Genomic DNA, 19,371 nt, shown 5'->3' with positions numbered 1-19,371 from the left:
TGCGCGCGGCGCGATTTTTCCGGCGCGCCCGGCTGGCGCTCGTCCGACGCGGCCCCACCGGGCCGGCGCCAATAATCGCGCCATGCTGTCGTTCCTCCGCTCCCGTCGCCTGGCCGCCCTGGCCCTCGGCCTTTCGCTCTCGCTGCTGCTGGCCGCCACGCCCGCCGCGGCCCAGGACCGCGCGCAGGCGCTGCTGCAGTTCGAGGGCGTGCCGGCGCGCTACCAGGCCGCCTACGCACCCGGCGCCGTGGCGCGCGGCGCCAGGCAGCAACTCGATCCGGCCGACGAGGCCATCGCGGGCGGCGCGCTCAAGGCGCTCGATGCCGCCTCGGCCCATGCCTTCGACGCGCATGCCGCGCTGGCCGCGGTGCAGGCGGCCGTGGCGGCGGCCGGGCAGGGTGGCGCGGCGCCGTCGCCCGCGGTGCTGGGCGCGGTCGCGCACCTCGCGAAGGTCCGCGCCGACTATGGCGCGATGGACGACGCGGCGCGCGCCGACTTCATCAAGCGCCAGCAGGCCAACCCGCCCGGGCCGGCGCGCACCGGGCTGCTCGATCGCATGGCGGTGGCCGAGCTGCGCGAGGTCGACTTCTCGAGCGAGCTGCTGATGAGCGCCGTGGTCAAGCAACTGGCGCGCGGCAACGCGGCCCAGTTCACCTCGCTGCCCGAGGCCACGCTCGAGGGCGCCATCGACTCGCTGTGGTCGCGCGGCGTGACCTCGACGCGCCAGCGCAACCTGCTGACCGTCGCGCGCGAGCTCGAGCGGCAGCTCACGCTGGTCTGGCTGTCGGCGCTCGGCGACGAGGAGATCGCCGCGCTGGCCGCCTGGCGCGGCGATGCGCAGGCCGATGGCGAGCGCGAGGCGCTGGTCGGCAGCTACCGCGCCGAGGTCAAGGCCGGCGATACGCGCGCGATCCGCGCGGTGCTGCGCGCCTGGCCGCGCTAGGCGGAAGGTATTCGGCCCGCGGGCGGAAAGCCCGTCGATTCGGCATCGAATGTAGCTATTTGGGCGTCGTCGTAGGAAAGTTCCCTGCCATTGTTTCAATTTCGTGAACACCGTGATTCATTGGAGCAAGGGTTTTCCCTGGTTTGATGAGGCAAACTCCGTCTCACCCAAAAGAAGACCATCCAAAGGAAAGACACTCATGAAGACCTCGAACATCCTCGCTGCCGCCGCTCTGTCGCTGATCGCCGTTGCCGGCGCCCACGCGGAAACCTATGAAGGCGTGCATTCGGTGACCTCCGGCTACAGCCGCGCCGACGTGGCGCCCCAGGCCGCCGCCGCTGCCCGCGAAGGCAACATCTACGCCGACGGCGCGACCGCCAACCTGGCACCCGTCGTGGCCGGCAACACCGACCGCGCCGTGGTCCGTGGCGAAGCCGTGGCAGCCGCCCACGCTCCCGGCCAGAACCTGCGCCGCGAATCGTTCCCGGGCAGCGTGATCCCCGCGCAAGCCCGCACGCTGACGCGTCAAGCCGGCCTGTGATGCCGGGCGGCGCAAGCCGCTTCCTGCTGAAGAGAATTGGTTAGAAAAACCGGGCCACGCGACGAGCGTGGCCCGGTTTTTCTTTGGCGGCGCGGTTCGTGCCGCAGGCTGGGCTATCGTCGGCGGATGTATCCGCCACGAGGGAGCTCATTCATGCCATCGCGACTTTCGCGTCTTCCGCGCCTTTCGCTGCCCGCCCTGTCCATCGGCTGCGCCGTGCTCGCCCTCGGCGGCCCGGCCCTCGCCGACACGCTCAAGAAGCCCGCCCTCGATCAGCTCGCCGCGCGCTGGCAGGCCGGCCAGACCGCGAAGGACTTCAATGCCTTCCTGGCCCAGGCCGTCGCCGCGAACCCGGCCCACAAGGAACTGGCCACCGCTGTGTCCGCGTATGGCCGGCGCCAGCCGCTCGCGGGCGATGCGCTGGTCGACATCGCGCGCCTGCTCGGCCTGTACAACCGGCTGCGGAACCAGCAGGCGGCGATCGCGACCATCGGCGCCATGGTCGCGATCCCGACCGTGCGCAACGTGCAGGTGCCGCCGCACGAGAGCCCCGCGATCCTCGACTTCGGCCGGCTGGTCGAGAAGATGGCGAAGGACTTCGGCCTGGCCTGGCGCAACGTCGACAACCGCATCTTCGAGGTCAGCCTCCAGGGCCGCGGCAGCGAGGAGTTCGGCATCCTCACGCATGCCGACGTGGTGCCCGCGGTACTGTCCGAATGGGTGCTCGACGACGGCACGAAGCTCGATCCCTTCACCATGACCCGCGTGGGCGACTTCCTCTACGGCCGCGGCACCATCGACGACAAGGGCTCGATCGCCGCCGTGCTCTACGCGATGAAGGCGGTCAAGGACAGCGGCCTGCCGATCGAGCGCGGCATCCGCCTGATGATCGAGACCACCGAGGAGACCGGCGGCGACGCGATGCTCTACTACCGCAACAAGACTGCGCTGCCGGCCTACAACATCGTGCTCGACAGCAAGTACCCGGCCGTGGTGGCCGAGAAGGGCTCGGGCGCGCTCAAGGTGTTCTTCCCCGCGCAGCCCGCCGACCCCGCGGCCACCGCCATCGTCGCGATGGCCGGCGCCGCCTCGGCCAACGCGATCGCGCAGACCGCCACCGCCACGCTCAAGGGCGGCGACCTCGGCGCCGCGGCCGCGACCCTCGAGGCCGCGAAGGCCGGCTTCCTGCGCAAGTACGAGGCCCAGGGCGGCAAGTTCGCCATCGACATCGCGCGCGGCGCCGACAGCATCGAACTCAAGGTGACCGGCGTCTCGGCCCACGGCTCGCGGCCCGAGGAGGGCGTGAACCCGGTGCCGCGCCTCGCGCTGTTCCTCAAGGAATCGGGCCTGGCGCTCGCGCCCAACGGCTTTCGCCAGGCGGTCGACTACCTCGATGCGCTCTACGGCACCGGCTACCTCGGCGAGAAGCTGGGCCTGGGTTATGCCGACGACTTCATGGGCCCGCTGACCTTCTCGCCGAACCTCGTGCGCGCGGGGGCCGACGGCCGCGTCGAGGTCACGGTCAACGTGCGCATGCCGCGCGGCCGCACGCCCGACGAACTCAAGGCCCAGGTGGCCGCGAAGGTGCAGGCCTGGGCCGATGCGGCCAAGGTCAAGCCCGAGATCCAGTACGACCAGGGCAACTGGATGGCGCGCGACCCCAAGGGCGCGTGGCTCTCGACGCTGCTGAACATCTATGGCGACACCACCGGGCTGGAGGCCAAGCCCGTGCCCACGGCCGGCAGCACCACCGCCAAGCTGATGCCCAACGCGATCAACTTCGGCCCCGCGATGCCCGGCAAGAAGTACACCGCGCACAACGCCAAGGAATACAAGGAAGTGCCCGACCTCGACGCGGACATGCAGATGTTCACGGAGATGCTGGTGCGGATCGGGAACCTGCCGCAGATGCAGTAGCGGCAAAGCCCCGGAGCTCGACCAGCTCGTCGAGGATCGGGCATGCCGGCCGGTGGTCGCCCCGGCACAGGTCCGCGAGCCGTTCGAGCACGCGCTTCGTCGCCTGCAGTTCCTCGATGCGCGAATCGAGCGCCTCGGCGCGGCACAGCGCGAGGCGCTTGACCTCGGCGCTCGTGCGTTCCTCGTCGCGCCACAGCGCCACCAGCCGCTCGATCTCGTCCATGGCGAAGCCCAGCGCCAGCGCACGGCGCGCGAAGCGCAGCACGGCGACGTGGGCGTGCGTGTAGCGGGACTCGGCCGCCCCGATCAGGCCGCGCGCCTCGCACTGGCGCAGCAGCCGTTGCGAAACGCCGGCGCGCGCGAGCGCGGCCTCGAGGTCGAACCGCGGCGCGGTGTCGGCGTGGACGGGCGATGAAAGGATGCGAGGGATCATGCGGCCTCCTGTGGAAGAGGCCCGAAGTCTTCGGTCTCGCACGGTGTCAAGGTCAAGCCGCGGCGCGGCTTTTCCTTGCGGCGCGTGGGCCTATCGCAGGCCGTGCGCCTGCAGCACCGTCTTGAGCCTGCGCACTTCGTGCTGCAGATCGAGGATCAGCGCTGCGGCATCGAGGCCGACGCCGAAGTCGCGCTCGAGCCGCCGTGCCTCCAGCGCATGCTGCAGGTCGGCGCTCGAGAAGCGCCAGCGCTCGGGCTGCGCCTCCTCGGTCTCGATGCGCACGATGCCGACCTCGACCAGTTGCACGACCCAGGCGGTGTCGGCGCCGCAGGCATGCGCGAGTTCGCTCGCGGCCAGCGGATGCAGTTGGCCGACGGCGGTGGTGGTGATGGAAACGGTCGCCATCTCAGACTCCCAGGTGCTGGCGTGGGTTGAAGGAGGCCGAGGCCTGCGCGAGCGCCTCGTAGGCGTTGCGCGCGGCCTCGCTGTCGGCGGGCGGCAGCGCGATGTCGAGCAGCAGGTAGAGGTCACCGGGCGTCTTGCCCGCGAGGCCGCGGCCCTTGAGGCGCAGCTTGAGGCCGCTCTTGGCCTGCTTCGGCACCGTGACCTCGACCGCGCCGCCGCCGGGCAGCGGCACCTCGACCTGCGCGCCGAGCGCCGCCTCGGTGGGCGTGACCGGCAGGGTCATGTAGAGGTCGCGCGCCTCGACGCGGTAGAGCTTGTGCGGCGCGATGCGCACCTCGAGGTAGAGATCGCCGGCCGGCTCGCCGCCATGGCCCGGCAGGCCCTGGCCCGCGAGGCGGATGAACTGGCCCGGATGCACGCCGGGCGGGATCTTCACGCTCAGGGTGCGCGTTTCCCAGCGCGGCTGGCCCTGCGCGTCGAGCACCTGCGAGCGCAGGCTGATCTCGCGCTCGGCGCCGCCGATGGCGTCTTCCAGCGCGATCTCGATCGCGGCATGGTGGTCCTCGCCGCGCGCGCGGAAGTTCTGCCGCGCGGCGCCGCGGCGCTCGGCCTCGCCGAACATCGAGGAGAAGAACTCGCTGAAGTCGGCATGGTCGGCCGGGCCCTGGCGCGGTCCGCGGTGGAACTCGAAGCCGGTGTCCCAGCCCGGCGGCGGCTGGAAGTCGCCGTCGGGGCGGCCACCGCGCGCCACGCGGTCGGCCAGGGCGTCGTAGGCGGCGCGCTTCTCCTTGTCGCCGAGCACGTCCTTGGCTTCGTTGATGTCGCGCATGCGCTGCTCGGCGTCGGGCTCCTTGCTGACGTCGGGGTGGTACTTGCGCGCGAGCTTGCGGTAGGCCTTGCGCACCTCGTCGTCCGACGCGGTGCGCTCGATGCCCAGGGCGCTGTAGTAGTCCTTGAATTCCATGGTCTTGGTGTGGGGTGTGGGGACGGCTCGCGCGCGGCGCTCGGAGAACCCTAGGCCAGCGCGGCGTCGCCGTCGGCATGCCGCGAGAGCGGCGTCACGGCCCATGTGGGGCCGCTGCGGTCGAAACGCAATGGCTGCGCGTTGCCCAAGAGCCCCAGGTCGACCGGCACGCCCAGCAGCGCGGCCAGCGCATAGAGCGTGCCGCCGTGCGCCACCACCAGCACCGGCGCGGGCTGGGCCAGGGCCTCGGCCAGCGCGGCGCGCTTGCGCGCGACGAACTGGGTCAGGGTCTCGCCGCCCTCGGGCTCGCAGGCCCAGTCGATGTTGGCCGAGGAGGTGCCGATCAGCGCGCCGAAGTTGCGCTCGCGCAGCACGGCCTGCGCGGTGGGCACCAGCTTGAGCGCGCTGCCCACCGCATGGGCGGTGTCGAAGGCGCGCCGCGCATCGGAGCAGACGATGGTGCGGATCGGCTCGCCCGCCAGCAGTTCGGCCGCGCGCGCGGCCTGCTGCAGGCCGAGTTCGCTCAGCGGCTCGTCGGTGGCCTGGAAGATGCGCTGCGCGTTGCGGCCGGTCTGGCCGTGGCGCAGGAAGTAGAAGTGGTCGCAGGCCGGCGCCAGCGGCTGCGCGGCGGCGAGGGCGATCAGCTGGTCGAGGCCCGAGGGCCGGTGGCCGGAGGCGGAAGGAGCGGCAGTGGTTTGGGACATGGCGTCGATTCTGCGCAATCCATGTGTCGCAGCGGCGGGCTCGGGTTTGCTCGATCTCAGTAGGCGAACTGCAGCGGCCGTCCCTCGCGCTGCGCCTCGATGTCGGCGCGGTGGAAGGGCAGCGCGTGCCACTGTTTGGCCGCGAACAGCGGCAACTGGTCGTAGGCGCGCGGCGAGGCCAGGTCGCTGCTCTGGCCGTAGGTCAGCAGGCCCTGCGCCACCGGCCCGCGCTCGTCGAAGCCCACCACCTGGATGTAGCTGCTGCCGTAGTTGACCTGGTAGCCCTTCGGGTCGATCAGCGACTGGCCCTGCGATTCGAGCTTGTTGAGCACGCCCTCGAACTCGTCGCCGCCATGCAGCGCGATGCGCTGGCCGCGCACCTCGCGCGACTGCGGCACGCCCAGCGGCACGTCGGCCGCGAAGCCCGCGGTGCGCAGGATGCCGACCGCGTCGCCCAGGGCCTTGAAGACCGCGGCACGGGTGGCGGGCGCGGCCATGTCGAGGCCGGCCGGCGTGGTCACGGGCTGCGCCGGGTCGAAGGGCAGGCGCCAGACCTTCGGGATGTCCTTGGCCTTGCGCCAGAACTCGCGGAACAGCGCCGCGCCCTTTGCATCGGCGTTGCTGGTGCGGTCCCAGGCCGCGAGCACGCGGCAGCCCAGCGCCTGGTCGACGTCGAGCGCGCCGCCGGCGGCCGCGCAGGCGGCCTGCAGGTCGTCCATCACCAGCAGGCCCGCGAGGTTGCGGTCGCGGAAGATCACGCTGCGCAGCTCGGCCGCGCCCATGCGGTTGCCGGGCAGGCCGTCGGCGCCCGCGAGCCGGCCCTCGATCTCGAGGATGCCGCTGCGCGTGCGCAGCCGCTGCGGCACGCCCACCGGCCCGACCAGCGGCGACACGCCCGCCATCGGCGCGATGCGCGGGTTGCTGAGCCAGTAGCTGTCGTTGCTGTTCTGCACCCAGTCGGGCGTGACCACGACCGGCATGCGCACGGGCGCGATGATGCCGGGCGACGCGACGGTGGCATCGCGCTGCCAGGCGCAGGCGGCGCGCGAGCCGTCGAGCACCGCGAGGCCGGCCGCGTTGAGCAGCGCCGCGGCGCCCGGCGAGGGCGCGCAGGCGCGCAGTTGCTCGGCCGAGACGTCGGGCACCACCGAGAGGTCGGCGTACATCGCGTTGCCGTCGCGGTCGGCCGCGATGGTGTTGATCCACGGCATGCCCTGGTTGCCCATCGCGGCGCGCAGCTCGGCCACGTTGCGCGCCTGCGCCATGCCCATCCAGGACTCGGCCGAGCGCACGTTGAGCGTGTTGGCGTCGCGGATCGCATAGGCGCGCTGCGCGGTCCAGCCCAGGCCGGCCTTGGGCAGCGCGACCAGCGGGCCCCATTCGCTCTCGTAGAAGGTGTGCTGCAGCGCCGGCGCGCCATCGCTCGCCGGCAGGGTCACGGTGCGCGCCGTCATGCGGCGGCGCTGGCCGTCGACGATGTAGACGGTCGGGTCGGCCGGATCGAGCTGCAGCTCGTAGAGCGTGAAGCGCTTGCCGGTCGACACGGTGTGGGTCCAGGCCACGTCCTTGTTGAAGCCGATCGCCACCACCGGGCTCAGGCCGCCGGTGGCGCCCATCACGTCGACGCGGCCGGGGATCGTCAGGTGCAGTTGCCAGAAGCGGTTGGTGCCGGTCCACGGGAAGTGCGGGTTGCCCAGCAGCAGGCCGCGGCCGTCGGGCGTGGCGTTGCGCCCGAAGGCCCAGCCGTTGGAGCCGAGCTCGCCGCCCTCGGGGTTGGCGTTGAAGCTGTGGCGGCCGATCTCGGCCACGGCCTGGTCGAGCGGCACCGGCGCCGCGCCGGTGCGCGCGCCCGGCGCGGGCGGCTTCGCCTCGAGCACCGCGCCCGCGAGCGCGCCCAGGCCGCCCTGGATCATCGACTGCTCGGTGGCGCGCGCCAGGTCGGCCGCGGTCATCGGCCGCACCCAGGGCTTGCCGCGGCAGGCCGCGGGCAGTCCGTTGGGGCCGGCGTCCTGCAGGTAGCGGTTGTAGCCGGCCACGTAGCCGCGCATCATGGTCTGCACCTCGGCGCCGGTGGTGGCGCCGGCGCGCGCGAGCGCGGCGTCGTCCATGTGGTAGCGCACGAAAAGGTCGATCTGCGCGTTGGGCATCAGGCCCAGGCCGAAGGCGCCGCGCTCCTGCGCGCCGAAGAAGCGCGAACGCTCGCCGCGCATCGTCACCAGGTGCTCGGCGGTCTGGCAGACGTTGTCCTGCGCATGCGCGTAGGCGGCGCCGAAGGCCAGGCCTTCGTAGTCGGGCGCGGTGACGTGGGCGATGCCGTAGGTGGTGCGCTCGATCGTGACCGCGCGCCCCGAGGGCGGCGGAGCGCTGGCGCAGCCCGCGAGCAGCAGCGCGGCGGCGAGCAGGGAAAGGGGAAGGGTGGCTGCCTGTCTCTTGGTGTTGTGCATGGTGGTGCGGCGCGAAGCCTTCGTTGGAAAACAGCGGGGGACCGAGCGTAGGCCCGCCTCTGCCGCGCCACCTGTCGCCGGCGCGGCAGCCGGCGCCGGAACGTTTCGCTTCAGCCGAAGCGCATGGCCTTCGGGCGTGCCTGCAGCCGCTCGACGTAGGCGTCGATCCGGGGCCGGTTCGAGCGGCCGCCGAAGGCGCGCAGGTAGATGAACATCGAGCCGATCATCACGTCGGCCGCGGTGAACTGCGCGCCGAACAGGTAGGGGCCGTCGCCGAGTTCGCGCTCGACCGCGTCCTTGGCCTCCTCGAAGTCGGTCCAGCCGCGCGCGCTGTTGTTGCTGCGCAGCCTGAGCAGGCTGTCGCCCATCGCGGGCTCGAGCTGCGCGGTCGAATAGACCATCAGCGACAGGAAGCGGCCGCGCTCGGGCGTGCCCACGGGCGGTGCCAGCTTCTTCGCGGGGTACTTCTCGGCGATGTAGAGGCAGATGGCCGCGTTCTCGAACAGCCGCGTGGGGCCGTCGACCAGCGCCGGCAGCTTGCCGGCCGGGTTGATCCGGCGGAACTCGGGCGTCTTGTGCGCCTTCTCGCGGATCAGCGTGGGCACGATCTCGTAGTCCACACCGGCCTCGTCGAGCATCCACTTGGCGACCTGCGCGCGGCTGTGCGGGTCGAAATACAGCTTCATCGTCATGAGGGTGTCTTCCTTGGGTTGGTCCGGGCTCAGAACTTCGGGATGCGCAGCGTCTTGCTGATCATCAGCGTGCCCGAGAGCGCGAACAGCAGCGCCATCGGATGCAGCTGCCACGGGCCCACGCTCCAGGCGCCGCCCCACAGCGCGTCGCCGATGCGGCCCTGCGAGGCGGCCCACGCGAGCACGCCGACCAGCACCACGCTGGTCGGGATCGGCGTGCCCTCGAAGTACTTGACCTTGTCGCCGCCGGCCGAGAGCGATTCGGCCGTGACGTTGAAGCGCGCGAGCCGGCTCACGCCGCAGCAGACGAAATAGACCAGCGCCACGCAGTCCCAGCCGCCGTCGAGCCCGGCCGCGAAGCCCAGCGCGGCCGGCGCCACGCCGAAGGAGATCACGTCGGCCAGCGAGTCGAGCTCGCGTCCGAGCGCCGAATGAGTCTGGCGCCAGCGCGCGATGCGGCCGTCGAACACGTCGAACACGAAGGCCGCGGGCGCGAGCGCGGCGGCCCAGTAGAAGTGGGTGAGCGACTGGCTCGCCATGTAGGCCATCGCGAGGAACACGCCGCCCACGCCGCAGGCCGCGTTGCCGAGCGTGAAGACGTCGGCGAGGTGGAAGCCGCGGATCATCGAGAAGTGCTTGCGCACGGGGACGGGGCGGTTCATGGGACCTTCTGGAACTGCGGAAATGCGCCGAACCTTAACCGAAGCGCCGGGGCCCCGATGTAGTCGCGCTCCGACGCCGGGGCGCGGACGGCGTCAGTGGCGTTCGCGCCCGCTCGGCGCCACGCCGAAGCGTTTTCGGAAGGCGGTCGCGAAGTTGGTCGCGTGGCGGTAGCCGACGAGCCGCGCCGCCTCCTGCACGCTCAGGCCCTGCGCCAGTCGCTCGCGCGCGAGCACCATGCGGCGCTCGTGCAGCCACTCGAAGACCGAGCATTGGTAGGTGGCACGGAACTTGGTGCGCAGCGTGCTCTGGCTCATGCAGGCGAGGCGGGCCAGCGCCTCGAGCGTGTGGTGTTCCTCGGGCGCGTCGTGCAGGCGTTCGCGCACGCGCTCGAGCAACTGGCGGTCGCGCGCCGAGGGCTGCGGTGGGGTTGCAGGCGCCGCATCGGCCAGTGCGTGCGCGAGCAGTTGCAGGCCCACGCCCTGGCACAGCAGCGCCTGCAGCGGGCCCTGCCACCGGCCGCCGAGCACCTGCTCGATGGCCTGCACGAGGTGCGGCGGCACCGCCCAGTGGCGCGGGTGCCCGGCCGGCGAGCGCAGCGCGGCGGCGATCAGTTCGTCGAGTTGCGCGTCGCCCGTGCCGAGCGGTGCGGCCGACACGTTGATGCTGCGCAGCCGCTGGCGGGCCGGGTGAATGCCGGTCATCGACAGCCCGTCGCCATAGGCGGCGCTGAGGCCGCCGTGCGTGCGCATCGGCACGCTGTCGCCGCGGCCGAGCGCGGCCCGTGCCTGGCCCTGCAGCACCACGATGGCCGAGAACCGCGGGCTCGCCTGCGAGGTGGCCTCGTAGTGGTGGTGCACCACGATGTCGGAGGCGGCCAGCGTCAGGCCCGCGCCCAGCGCATGCGTCTCGACGCGGCCCTCGGCAATGCACAGCGCCTCGGGGTCGCGCGGCGCGCCCGAGAGATAGGGCAGGCGATAGCGGAAGCCCGCGTCGCGGCCGAGCCGGTCGAACTCGGCGGCGCTGAACGCGCGCGTCGACGCGGCGGGGGCGGAGAAAGCCGTGCTTTCGGCGTACTGCATAGCTTTGCCGCGCTCCGGCATAGGTCGGTCCATCGCCAGATGGTAACAATTCTTATTTGTCGTTAAACCCTTTGTCCTCACTGCCGCCATGCCGACTGCCTTCCGTTCCCCCGCGCCATTCCGGCGCCATTCCCTGAGCCTGCTGTTCGGCGCGGCGCTGCCTTCGATGTCCGCGCTGGCGCAGGCACCCGATGCCGGATCGAGCGCCGCGCTGCCCGCGATCGAGGTCACCGGCACGGCGGTCACGCCCACCACCGAGGGCACGAATTCGTACACCACGAAGGCCGCGCGCACCGCGACCGGCCTGCAGCTCTCGCCGCGCGAGACGCCGCAATCGGTCAGCGTGGTCACGCGCCAGATCGTCGAGGACCAGGGCCTGCAGACCACGGGCGACATGCTGAACAGCGCCACCGGCATCTCGATCACGCGCAGCGACGCCAACCGGCTCTCGGTGTCGGCGCGCGGCTTCGCGATCGACACCTACCAGTTCGACGGCCTCGTGAGCCCGGTGCTGTCGCCCTGGTCCTTCGGCGAGAGCAACCTCGACACCGCGATCTACGACCGGCTCGAGGTGGTGCGCGGCGCCACCGGCCTGATGACCGGCGCGGGCAATCCGTCGGCCGCCATCAACTTCGTGCGCAAGCGGCCGCTGCGCGAGTTCGCGGCCTCGGCCGGCGTGTCGGTGGGCAGCTGGAATTTCCGGCGCGCCGAGGCCGACATCTCGGTCCCGCTCACGCAGGACGGGCGCATCCGCTCGCGCCTGGTGGCGGCCCATTCGGACGGCGACAGCTACACCACTTTCCTCGGCAACCGCTCGAACACCTTCTACGGCGTGCTCAGTGCCGACCTGACGCCCGCCACCGAGCTCACGCTGGGGCTGAGCAGGCAGGACACCGTGACGCGCGGCTTCGGCGCCGGCTTCCCGCTGTTCTACACCGATGGCCGGCGCACCGACTTCGACCGCTCCGTGGCCAGCAACACGACATGGACCCGGGCCGAGACCGACACCACCACCGCCTTCCTCGACCTCACGCACCGCTTCGCCAACCGCTGGACCGCGCGCCTTGCCTACAGCCATGCCAGCACCGACATGATGATGAAGCACCTCTACCGCGGCGGCGCGGTCAACGCCTTCACCGGCGCGATGAGCGTGGCGCCGTCGTATATCTACTACGACGGCGAACTGAAGCGCCGCGCGGCCCATGCCACGCTCGGCGGCCCGTTCCGGCTGCTGGGCCGCGACCATGAGTTCTCGCTCGGCTGGATGCGCTTCGACGACCGGCTCGACCTGCCGCAGTACCGCGCGCTGAACCAGCCGCCGATCGGCAGCTTCTTCGACTGGCGCGTCGACCGCATCGCCGAGCCGTTGTGGTCGAGCGTGCCTTCGCAGGCCGACACCATGCGCGCGCGCCAGGACGGCGCCTATGCCGTGGGGCGCTTCTCGCTGGCCGACCCGCTGCACCTGATCGTGGGTGCGCGCGTGAGCAACTGGAAGACCGACCAGAACTACTTCGGCGCCATCCGCAAGTACGAGCACCGCGACCGCATCACGCCCTACGCGGGCCTGCTCTACGACATCGACGACACCTACACGGCCTACGCCAGCTACACCAGCATCTTCAAGCCGCAGAACAACCGCGACGCGGCCGGCGAGATCCTCGACCCGGTGACCGGCAAGAGCTTCGAGCTAGGCCTCAAGGCTTCCTACGCCGAGGGCCGCCTCAACGGCGCCTTCGCCCTGTTCCAGACGCGCCAGGACAACCTGGCCGAGGCCATCGCCGGCCAGACCGCGGGCGGCGTGCCCAACACCCAGGCCTACCGCGCGGTGGCCGGCGCGAAGGTGGAGGGCGTGGACCTCGAGCTCAGCGGCGAGATCGCGCGCGGCTGGAACCTCTCCGCGGGCTACACCCACTTCCGCGCCCGGGCCGCGAACGGCACGCCGATCAACACCGGGCATCCGCGCAGCCAGCTCAAGATCTTCAGCAGCTACCGGCTGCCGGGCGACTGGAGCGCGCTGACCGTGGGCGCGGGCGTGAACTGGCAGGGCCGCGCCTACGAGACCGTCATGGCGCCGCCGGCCAACCGCTCCACCGTGGTCGCGCAGTCGGGCTATGCGCTGGTGAGCCTGATGGCGCGCTACGAGATCCGCAAGAACGTCTCGGCGACCCTCAACATCAACAACCTGACCGACCGCAAGTACTACTCGCAGGTGGCGTTCTTCAACCAGGGCTGGTACGGGTCGCCGCGCAGCGCGACGCTGTCGCTGCGCGTGCAGTACTGAAATACGAACAGCCGGACGCAGAGGACGCGAAGGTTACGCAAAGAGCGCGAAAGAGAAATTCAAAATTTTTCTTGCCTTCCTTTCGCGTCCTTCGCGCAACCTTCGCGTCCTCTGCGTCCGGAAGTCCGCTTCCGTCTTGTCCTATCTCTGCCGCGCCTCGGCAATGCGCGCGAAGCGGCCGAGCAGTTGCGCGGAATCGCCGGTGGCCTGCACGCGCTCGCGCAGCGCCTCGGGGTCGAGCCCGGCCGTCTTCAACGGGCCGGCCAGGCGATCGATGTAGTCGCGCATCGCGTGGGCATCGAACTCGGGATGGAACTGCACGCCCCAGGCACTGTCGCCGACGCGGAAGGCATGCACCGGTTCGTGCGCACTGCCGGCCAGCCGCACCGCGCCCTCGGGCAGGCGCAGCGCGCTCTGCCAGTGCACCGCGTGGGCCGCGAAGCGCGCCGGCAGGCCGCCCAGCAGCGGGTCGGTGGCGGCGGCCTCCTCGAGCACGACGTTGACCGTGCCGATCTCCGGGCCGCGCGGACGGTCGCCGGCCTCGCCGCCGAGCGCATGCGCGAGCAGCTGGTGGCCATAGCAGATGCCGAGCACCGGCGTGCCCTGCGCCACGGCGCGCGCGAGCCAGCCGGCGGTGCGTTCGCTCCAGTCCTCGCGGTGCGACACCATCGCATGCGAGCCGGTCAGCACCGCGCCCGCGATGGCGGCGGGATCGGGCAGCGTGTCGCCGCGGCGCGGATCGATCACGGCGATGGGCAGCGTGTCGCTGGCCAGGCCGTCGGCGATCCAGTGCTCGAAGTCGCCGTGCGTCTCGCGCAGGGCGTCGAAGGTGTCGCCGAGCTTGACGATGACCAGGGGACGGGAGTGGATTTCCATCCCGCGATGATGCCAAAGCCTCAGGCCAGCACCACGCGCTCGCAGGCCCGGCGCAGGGCCGGCAGCGCCGGCATGTCGCGCGAGGCGGCATCGGTGACGACCACGTCGATGTCGGCGCTGCGCGCATAGGTGACGCGGCTGGCCTGGCCGATCTTGGCGTGGTCGGCCAGGATCACGAGCTGCTGCGCCTGCTCGGCCATGGCGCGCGCGATCGCGGCCTCGTGGTGCTCGAAGCTCATCGCGCCGTGCTTCGGATGCATCGCCACCGGCGACAGCAGCGCCACGTCGGCGCGGTAGCGGCGGATCTCCTCGACCGTGCCGGCGCCGCAGGTGGCCTGGGTCTTGACGTCGATCTCGCCGCCGAGCAGCACGGTGCGCCCGCCGGTGTCGCGGCCCTCGGCCGCGCCCGCGAGCTTGAGCGCGATGCTCAGCGAGTTGGTGATGACCGTCATGCCGCTGAGCGTGGCCAGTGCCTCGGCCAGCAGCGCGGTGGTGCTGCCGGTGTCGAGGAACACGGTCTGGCCCGGTTCGAGCAGCGCGATCGCGGCCCTGGCGATGGCGCGTTTCTCGCGCTGCCGCGCCACCAGCCGCACCGCCAGCGGCGGCTCGGGCTCCGCGCCCGTGGCCACGGCGCCGCCATGCACCCGCCGCAGCTCGCCCAGGCCCTCGAGCTCGAGCAGGTCGCGGCGCACGGTTTCGCGCGAGACCGCGAGGTCCTGCATGATCCGCTCGACGCTCAGGCGCGAGAAGGTGGCCAGCAGGCTGCGGATGCGCAGGAATCGTTCTTCTTGGAGCATGGGGATGCCGAAGGGGAGGAAGGAATGGCGCCGGCGGCGGACCGGCGCCATTGTGGGGGAGGCGCGTGACGCTCAGGCCGCCTGGCCCATCGCCGGATCGCTGATGCCGTGGCTGCCGTTCTCCACGCGGCCCGCGAAGCGGCGCAGGTAGCTGGTGCCGTCGTCCACGTTGGCCGTCACGCTGAAGTCGTACCAGTGCTTCGCCGGTGCCAGGTCCCACTTCTGCACCACCACCTGGCCCGGCGCGAGCGCGAAGGACCACGGGCCGTCGGTGCGGTAGGCATTCGGCGCCACCGCGACGGTGCAGCTGATGTTGCCGAGGTTGTGCATTTCCAGGTGCACGTCGCCGTTGGCGGCGTCGTAGCAGACGCGCACCTCGGGCAGTGCCGTGCCGCCCGCGAGCGCGGCCGGCAGCTTGCCGCCGAAGCGCCGGAAGTAGCCGTTGGGGCCGAACACCGAGAGGTCGTAGCGCCCGCCGGCCGCCACCGCCCAGGCGTCGTTGAGCAGCTTGCCGGGCTCCACCGTGTAGCGGCGCGGCACCTTGTCGAGCGCGAGATGGTCGTAGACATGGAACACCGCGCCCGCGCCGCCGGTGTTGCCGAACACCAGCCAGAACTTCTGCTGCGCCACGTCGGGCCGGCCGCTGGTGTGCAGCTCGTAGGGCAGGGCGCGCGAGTAGCGCACGCCGGTGGCCTGCTGGGGCAGGGTGCCGGTGCCGGGCGCGGGCGCGACCGGCGTGGGCAGCAGCAGCTGCTTCGCAATGGCATCGTCGGCCGCCTTGCCGTCGATGTGCGGCAGCGCGGGCAACGCGGCATTGGGCGTGGCGAAGTCGAAGCAGGTGCTGAGATCGCCCGCGACCGCGCGCCGCCAGGGGCTGATGTTGGGCTCCATCACGCCGAAGCGCGTCTCGAGGAAGCGCACCACCGAGGTGTGGTCGGCCACCTGCGAGTTGACCCAGCCGCCGCGGCTCCAGGGCGACACCACGTACATCGGCACGCGCCAGCCCATGCCGAAGGGCGAGCCGCGGTAGGGCGCCTTGAGGTCGTTGCGCTCGCCCAGCGTCGACACCGTGCTCATGCCGGCCTCGCTGCCGTCGGTATCGAGCGAGGGAATCGCGGGCGGCGGCATGTGGTCGAAGTAGCCGTCGTTCTCGTCGAACATGATGAACAGCACGGTCTGGCTCCAGACCGCGGGATCGGCCGTGAGGGCGTTCAGCACGCGCTCGGTGTATTCGGCGCCCCACAGCGGCGACGAGGGGCCGGGATGCTCCGAGTACTTGGCCGGTGCCACGATCCAGCTCACCTGCGGCAGCCGGCCGGCCTTCACGTCCTCGGCCAGGTCGTCGAGGGAGCGCGTGGACAGGCCGCGTGCCTTGAGCGAGCGCTGCGCCTCGGTCGGCTCGGCCGCGTAGTAGGCCTTGCGGAAGCTGGTGAAGCCCTCGAGCGGGTTGTCGGTGTAGTTGTCGGCCATGTCCTGGTAGATCTGCCAGCTCACGCCGGCCTGTTCCAGGCGCTCGGGGTAGGTGGTCCAGTCGTAGCCGGGCGCGTTCGCGAGGTCGTCGTTCGAGTTGTCGATCGCGGGACCGCCGCCCTGGCCCAGCGGGTCGTTGGTGCCGCTCCAGAGGAACAGACGGTTCGAGTTGGTGCCGGTGAGCTCGCTGCAGTGGTAGGCGTCGCACAAGGTGAAGGCATCGGCCAGCGCGAACTGGTAGGCGATGTCGCTCTGCGTGTAGTAGCCGAGCGCGCGCGCCGTCTTGGCCGCCACCCACTGGTTCATGCGTCCGCCGTTCCAGGCCTGCTGGCCGTCGGACCAGTTGTGGGCCATGCCGGTGGTGCGCTGCGCGCTGGTGGCGGTGGTGTCGTAGCGGAAGGGCACGCAGGTGCCGCTGCCCGAGGTCGGCGGCTGCTGCCACACGGGCTTGCCGTTGGACAGCGGCACCGGGAAGCGGTCGCCGAAGCCGCGCACGCCGCGCAGGGTGCCGAAGTAGTGGTCGAAGGAGCGGTTCTCCTGCATGAAGATCACGACGTGCTTGACGTCGCTGATGGTGCCGGTCTCCTGCGTGGCGGGAATCGCCAGCGCGCGGCGGATGCCGGGCGGCAGCAGGCCGAGCGCGGCGGCCGCGCCCGCGGTGGTGGCGGCGCCGCGCAGGAAGCCGCGGCGGGAAGGGGATGCTTGCGTGTCGCTCATGGTGTTCGGGCTCAGGGCGCGCAGCGCACCGACTCGGGACGGCGCGGCGGCAGTTGGGAATCGGGCGTGCCGCCCGGCGGGGTCAGCGCCTCGGCCGGCGGGCCGGCGGTGGCCGGGTCGTTGGGCACGAGGCCGGTGGCCGGGGGCAGGGCGATGGCGCCGCCACCCCCTCCGCTACCGCCGCCGCATGCCGTGAGCACGGTGGCGGCGAGCAGCAGCGCCAGGGCGCAGGCCGTGCGTTGCATTGCTGTGTTGCGCATGCGTGTCTCTCCTCAGGGCACCAGCGTGGTCAGCGAACCGCGCGAGCGCGCGATCGACTCGATCTCGGCCGCGCTCAGCACGCGGTTCCAGGTCGCAAACTCGGCGAAGTCGAAGCGCCCGGCAACCGTGGCGCTGCCGGCGCCGTTGCGGAAGTTCGGGCCGTAGCCGCCATCGCCGTCCTCGTTGAGCGAGAAGCCCTTGTTGAGGCCGTTGAGCGCGGCCGTGAAGGCGCTGGTCAGCGTCACGGAAATGCTCTGCAGGCCCAGCGCAGGATCGAATACGTAGTAGGTCGCCTTCAGCGCCGGCACGTCCACCGTCATCACGACATAAGCCCAGGTGTTGGCGCTGAAGCCCAGGTCCTTGTCGCCGACGCGGTCGCCGCCGCGGCCGATGTTGAAGCGCAGGGCGCTGCCGTACTGGCCGATCGCGATGCCCGGGTTGGCGCCGCTGGCCCAGTTCTTGTTCGAGATCACCGGCATGCCCGAGCGGGTCGCGTCGGAGCGGAACCAGAAGCCGAAGCTGAAGGGCGCGGTGGTGCTGGTCACGCTGGCCGTGGGGACCGAATAGCCGCCGTCGCAGGCCGCGCAGACCGTGGCACCGGTGTAGTCGGTCGACAGCAGCGCGCGCGTGCCGCTGCCCAGCGGCCCGTCGCCGGCCGCCGCGTAGACCGCGGTGGCGCCCTTGACCCAGGGCGCGAAGACCTGGCCACCGGCGATGCGGTCGCCGAGCGCGCCGTTCAGCGGGAACAGGTGCGTGAGGCCGTTGGCCACGCTGGGCAGCAGCACGATCGGCTTCACGTAGTCGAGCGAGGCGCGCAGCGAGACCGGCGTCTTGTCGGCCACCACGGTGTAGTCGTAGGCGTAGGTGCCGCTGGCGTCGAAGGGCATGGTGGTGTCCTCGAAGCCGACGGCCGTGCCGGGCAGCGTGGCCACGGCCGCGCCGTCGCGCAGCACCGTGATCGAGGCCACCGGGGCCGGCAGCGTCCAGCTCAGGCGGATGCCGTTGCGCTTGTCGTTGGCCACCGCGGCGAGCCGGCGCACGCCGGGCGCGCCCAGCAGCGGCGCGCCGTCGATCGCGTACTTGTCGGCCGCGGGCAGGGCCGACAGGTGGGTCAGCAGGGTGGGCGCGATGTCGGCCGTGGAGGCATAGCCGTACCAGTCCGCGATGCTCGCGGGCAGCCCGGCGGGCGCTGCCGCGTCGAGGTTGGCGCGGCGGTCGAGCACCAGCGCGGTCGCGAGGTTCGACGGCACCGGGATGCCGTCGGCCACGCCGGTGGCGCCCAGGCCGTGGGTGGTGGCGACGACCACCAGCCAGTCCTCCTGCGGCTGGGCCGCGCGGCGCCGCGCCAGCGCGGCGCGCAGCGTGGCGATCTGCTTGTCGACCTGCGCGAGCGCATTCTGGTAGTCGGTGCCGTAGCCCGCCACGTCGGCGACCTGCGCCGGGCCCTGGTAGTCGGCCACCACGAGGTCGTAGCCGCCGCTCTCGAGCGCGCCCGCGGCCTCGGTCGAGACGCAGTCGTCGCTGCCGTCGCAGTCCTTCGCGAGCTCGAGGTAGCCCGCGGCCTTGTCGGCGCGCAGCAGTTGCGGCAGGCCGCTCCAGCTCGCGACCACCGCGCTGCGGGTGTCGGCGCGATGTTGCTTGAGCAGTTTGAAGACGGTGTCGGCGCCGAAGGCCTGGCCTTCGTAGTTGGAGCGGATCTCGTGCCGGTCGGCCCAGCCGCCGGTCAGCAGCGTGGCCCACGACGGTCCGTCGGTGGCCTGCTGCTGCGTGCGCCGGCCGAGCACGCCGCCGGTGTAGGAAGGCAGCAAGGTGCCCAGGCCTTGCAGCGCGGGCATGCGCGCGTCGCCGAGCGCCTGCTGCAGGGCCGCGTATTGCACGCCGTCGACGCCGATGACCAGCGCCTTGGGGCGGGGTGCCGGCGCGGGGGAGGGCGCCGGAGCGGGCGCCGGCGCGGGCGCGGGCGGCGCAACGGGAAGGAAGGGGGTCGAGCCATCGCCACCGCCGCCGCAGGCGGCCAGCAGAAGCACGGGGGTCAGGCACAGGGCGGCGCGCGCGAGGCGGCCTCTCGGCGTTGTCATCGGGGAACTCCGGCAGGTCAAGAACGCCGGGGCGGGCACTCGACCCGCCCCGGCACGAAGGCATTCCTGGTCGTGCGTGGCTTGCCGGCGATCGATGCATTCATGT

17 protein-coding genes are annotated in these 19,371 nt (G+C 71.8%); 4 read left to right on the top strand and 13 right to left on the bottom strand.

What is annotated here, in order from left to right; all coding sequences use genetic code 11:
- Window positions 1-82: 82 nt before the first annotated feature.
- The 3 genes from ACODT0_RS24020 to ACODT0_RS24010 all read left to right on the top strand — a co-directional run bounded on the left by ACODT0_RS24020 (window position 83) and on the right by ACODT0_RS24010 (window position 3,401).
- Window positions 83-943 carry a hypothetical protein gene (locus ACODT0_RS24020; RefSeq protein ID WP_489042472.1) on the top strand — a complete coding sequence of 287 codons (861 nt, stop codon included), beginning with the start codon at window positions 83-85 and terminating at the stop codon, window positions 941-943.
- Between the two features lie 199 nt (window positions 944-1,142).
- Window positions 1,143-1,484 (top strand): hypothetical protein, encoded by a 342-nt coding sequence (locus tag ACODT0_RS24015; protein WP_057595065.1) that lies wholly within the window; start codon window positions 1,143-1,145, stop codon window positions 1,482-1,484.
- Window positions 1,485-1,637: 153 nt separating this feature from the next.
- Window positions 1,638-3,401, top strand: a complete 1,764-nt coding sequence (locus tag ACODT0_RS24010; protein WP_489042471.1) for a dipeptidase — start codon at window positions 1,638-1,640, stop codon at window positions 3,399-3,401.
- On the opposite strand, the gene ACODT0_RS24005 is transcribed toward ACODT0_RS24010, so the two are convergent.
- The 8 genes from ACODT0_RS24005 to ACODT0_RS23970 form a co-directional block, all read right to left on the bottom strand.
- Window positions 3,355-3,834, bottom strand: a complete 480-nt coding sequence (locus ACODT0_RS24005) for a MerR family DNA-binding protein (RefSeq protein WP_489042470.1) — start codon at window positions 3,832-3,834, stop codon at window positions 3,355-3,357. The genes ACODT0_RS24010 and ACODT0_RS24005 overlap by 47 nt on opposite strands.
- 90 nt (window positions 3,835-3,924) lie before the next feature.
- Window positions 3,925-4,239, bottom strand: coding sequence for a chaperone modulator CbpM (locus ACODT0_RS24000; RefSeq protein ID WP_057595067.1), 315 nt, complete (start codon window positions 4,237-4,239; stop codon window positions 3,925-3,927).
- A 1-nt stretch (window position 4,240) separates the two neighbouring features.
- On the bottom strand, window positions 4,241-5,203 hold the full coding sequence (locus ACODT0_RS23995; protein ID WP_261206811.1) for a DnaJ C-terminal domain-containing protein: 963 nt from the start codon (window positions 5,201-5,203) through the stop codon (window positions 4,241-4,243).
- A 50-nt stretch (window positions 5,204-5,253) separates the two neighbouring features.
- On the bottom strand, window positions 5,254-5,907 hold the full coding sequence (locus ACODT0_RS23990) for a histidine phosphatase family protein (RefSeq protein ID WP_489042469.1): 654 nt from the start codon (window positions 5,905-5,907) through the stop codon (window positions 5,254-5,256).
- A 56-nt stretch (window positions 5,908-5,963) separates the two neighbouring features.
- Window positions 5,964-8,351, bottom strand: coding sequence for a penicillin acylase family protein (locus ACODT0_RS23985; protein WP_489042468.1), 2,388 nt, complete (start codon window positions 8,349-8,351; stop codon window positions 5,964-5,966).
- Between the two features lie 110 nt (window positions 8,352-8,461).
- Window positions 8,462-9,043, bottom strand: a complete 582-nt coding sequence (locus ACODT0_RS23980) for a glutathione S-transferase family protein (RefSeq protein WP_261206818.1) — start codon at window positions 9,041-9,043, stop codon at window positions 8,462-8,464.
- Between the two features lie 29 nt (window positions 9,044-9,072).
- Window positions 9,073-9,705, bottom strand: a complete 633-nt coding sequence (locus tag ACODT0_RS23975) for a CDP-alcohol phosphatidyltransferase family protein (RefSeq protein WP_057595072.1) — start codon at window positions 9,703-9,705, stop codon at window positions 9,073-9,075.
- Window positions 9,706-9,798: 93 nt separating this feature from the next.
- Complete coding sequence (locus ACODT0_RS23970) at window positions 9,799-10,785, bottom strand: helix-turn-helix transcriptional regulator (RefSeq protein WP_489042467.1); 987 nt, start codon at window positions 10,783-10,785, stop codon at window positions 9,799-9,801.
- Between the two features lie 88 nt (window positions 10,786-10,873).
- Here ACODT0_RS23970 and fauA point away from each other — a divergent pair, with 88 nt between their 5' ends.
- Window positions 10,874-13,066 carry a TonB-dependent alcaligin siderophore receptor FauA gene (gene fauA / locus ACODT0_RS23965; RefSeq protein WP_479670159.1) on the top strand — a complete coding sequence of 731 codons (2,193 nt, stop codon included), beginning with the start codon at window positions 10,874-10,876 and terminating at the stop codon, window positions 13,064-13,066.
- Window positions 13,067-13,207: 141 nt separating this feature from the next.
- Here fauA and ACODT0_RS23960 read toward each other — a convergent pair whose 3' ends face one another.
- From ACODT0_RS23960 to ACODT0_RS23940, 5 genes are all read right to left on the bottom strand, one after another.
- Window positions 13,208-13,942: a glutamine amidotransferase gene (locus tag ACODT0_RS23960; protein ID WP_489042466.1), complete on the bottom strand. Its 735-nt coding sequence runs from the start codon at window positions 13,940-13,942 to the stop codon at window positions 13,208-13,210.
- Between the two features lie 20 nt (window positions 13,943-13,962).
- Window positions 13,963-14,739 (bottom strand): DeoR/GlpR family DNA-binding transcription regulator, encoded by a 777-nt coding sequence (locus tag ACODT0_RS23955; RefSeq protein WP_203201563.1) that lies wholly within the window; start codon window positions 14,737-14,739, stop codon window positions 13,963-13,965.
- 72 nt (window positions 14,740-14,811) lie between these two features.
- A complete protein-coding gene (locus ACODT0_RS23950) occupies window positions 14,812-16,926 on the bottom strand; it encodes a phosphocholine-specific phospholipase C (protein WP_489042465.1) in 2,115 nt (704 codons plus the stop codon).
- Between the two features lie 11 nt (window positions 16,927-16,937).
- Window positions 16,938-17,186: a hypothetical protein gene (locus ACODT0_RS23945; RefSeq protein ID WP_479670157.1), complete on the bottom strand. Its 249-nt coding sequence runs from the start codon at window positions 17,184-17,186 to the stop codon at window positions 16,938-16,940.
- 12 nt (window positions 17,187-17,198) lie between these two features.
- Window positions 17,199-19,265 carry a hypothetical protein gene (locus ACODT0_RS23940; RefSeq protein WP_489042464.1) on the bottom strand — a complete coding sequence of 689 codons (2,067 nt, stop codon included), beginning with the start codon at window positions 19,263-19,265 and terminating at the stop codon, window positions 17,199-17,201.
- Between the last annotated feature and the right edge of the window lie 106 nt (window positions 19,266-19,371).

It is taken from the genome of Variovorax sp. FG153 (genome assembly GCF_057809595.1).
Note: the sequence above shows the minus strand (reverse complement) of the source record. Positions and strands in the feature narration are given on the sequence as shown.

Excerpts from the sequence above, each read along its gene's own strand:
- ACODT0_RS24020 (WP_489042472.1), top strand. The coding sequence starts at position 83 with ATGCTGTCGTTCCTCCGCTCCCGTCGCCTGGCCGCCCTGGCCCTCGGC.
- ACODT0_RS24015 (WP_057595065.1), top strand. The coding sequence starts at position 1,143 with ATGAAGACCTCGAACATCCTCGCTGCCGCCGCTCTGTCGCTGATCGCC.
- ACODT0_RS24010 (WP_489042471.1), top strand. The coding sequence starts at position 1,638 with ATGCCATCGCGACTTTCGCGTCTTCCGCGCCTTTCGCTGCCCGCCCTG.
- ACODT0_RS24005 (WP_489042470.1), bottom strand. The coding sequence starts at position 3,834 with ATGATCCCTCGCATCCTTTCATCGCCCGTCCACGCCGACACCGCGCCG.
- ACODT0_RS24000 (WP_057595067.1), bottom strand. The coding sequence starts at position 4,239 with ATGGCGACCGTTTCCATCACCACCACCGCCGTCGGCCAACTGCATCCG.
- ACODT0_RS23995 (WP_261206811.1), bottom strand. The coding sequence starts at position 5,203 with ATGGAATTCAAGGACTACTACAGCGCCCTGGGCATCGAGCGCACCGCG.
- ACODT0_RS23990 (WP_489042469.1), bottom strand. The coding sequence starts at position 5,907 with ATGTCCCAAACCACTGCCGCTCCTTCCGCCTCCGGCCACCGGCCCTCG.
- ACODT0_RS23985 (WP_489042468.1), bottom strand. The coding sequence starts at position 8,351 with ATGCACAACACCAAGAGACAGGCAGCCACCCTTCCCCTTTCCCTGCTC.
- ACODT0_RS23980 (WP_261206818.1), bottom strand. The coding sequence starts at position 9,043 with ATGACGATGAAGCTGTATTTCGACCCGCACAGCCGCGCGCAGGTCGCC.
- ACODT0_RS23975 (WP_057595072.1), bottom strand. The coding sequence starts at position 9,705 with ATGAACCGCCCCGTCCCCGTGCGCAAGCACTTCTCGATGATCCGCGGC.
- ACODT0_RS23970 (WP_489042467.1), bottom strand. The coding sequence starts at position 10,785 with ATGCAGTACGCCGAAAGCACGGCTTTCTCCGCCCCCGCCGCGTCGACG.
- fauA (WP_479670159.1), top strand. The coding sequence starts at position 10,874 with ATGCCGACTGCCTTCCGTTCCCCCGCGCCATTCCGGCGCCATTCCCTG.
- ACODT0_RS23960 (WP_489042466.1), bottom strand. The coding sequence starts at position 13,942 with ATGGAAATCCACTCCCGTCCCCTGGTCATCGTCAAGCTCGGCGACACC.
- ACODT0_RS23955 (WP_203201563.1), bottom strand. The coding sequence starts at position 14,739 with ATGCTCCAAGAAGAACGATTCCTGCGCATCCGCAGCCTGCTGGCCACC.
- ACODT0_RS23950 (WP_489042465.1), bottom strand. The coding sequence starts at position 16,926 with ATGAGCGACACGCAAGCATCCCCTTCCCGCCGCGGCTTCCTGCGCGGC.
- ACODT0_RS23945 (WP_479670157.1), bottom strand. The coding sequence starts at position 17,186 with ATGCGCAACACAGCAATGCAACGCACGGCCTGCGCCCTGGCGCTGCTG.
- ACODT0_RS23940 (WP_489042464.1), bottom strand. The coding sequence starts at position 19,265 with ATGACAACGCCGAGAGGCCGCCTCGCGCGCGCCGCCCTGTGCCTGACC.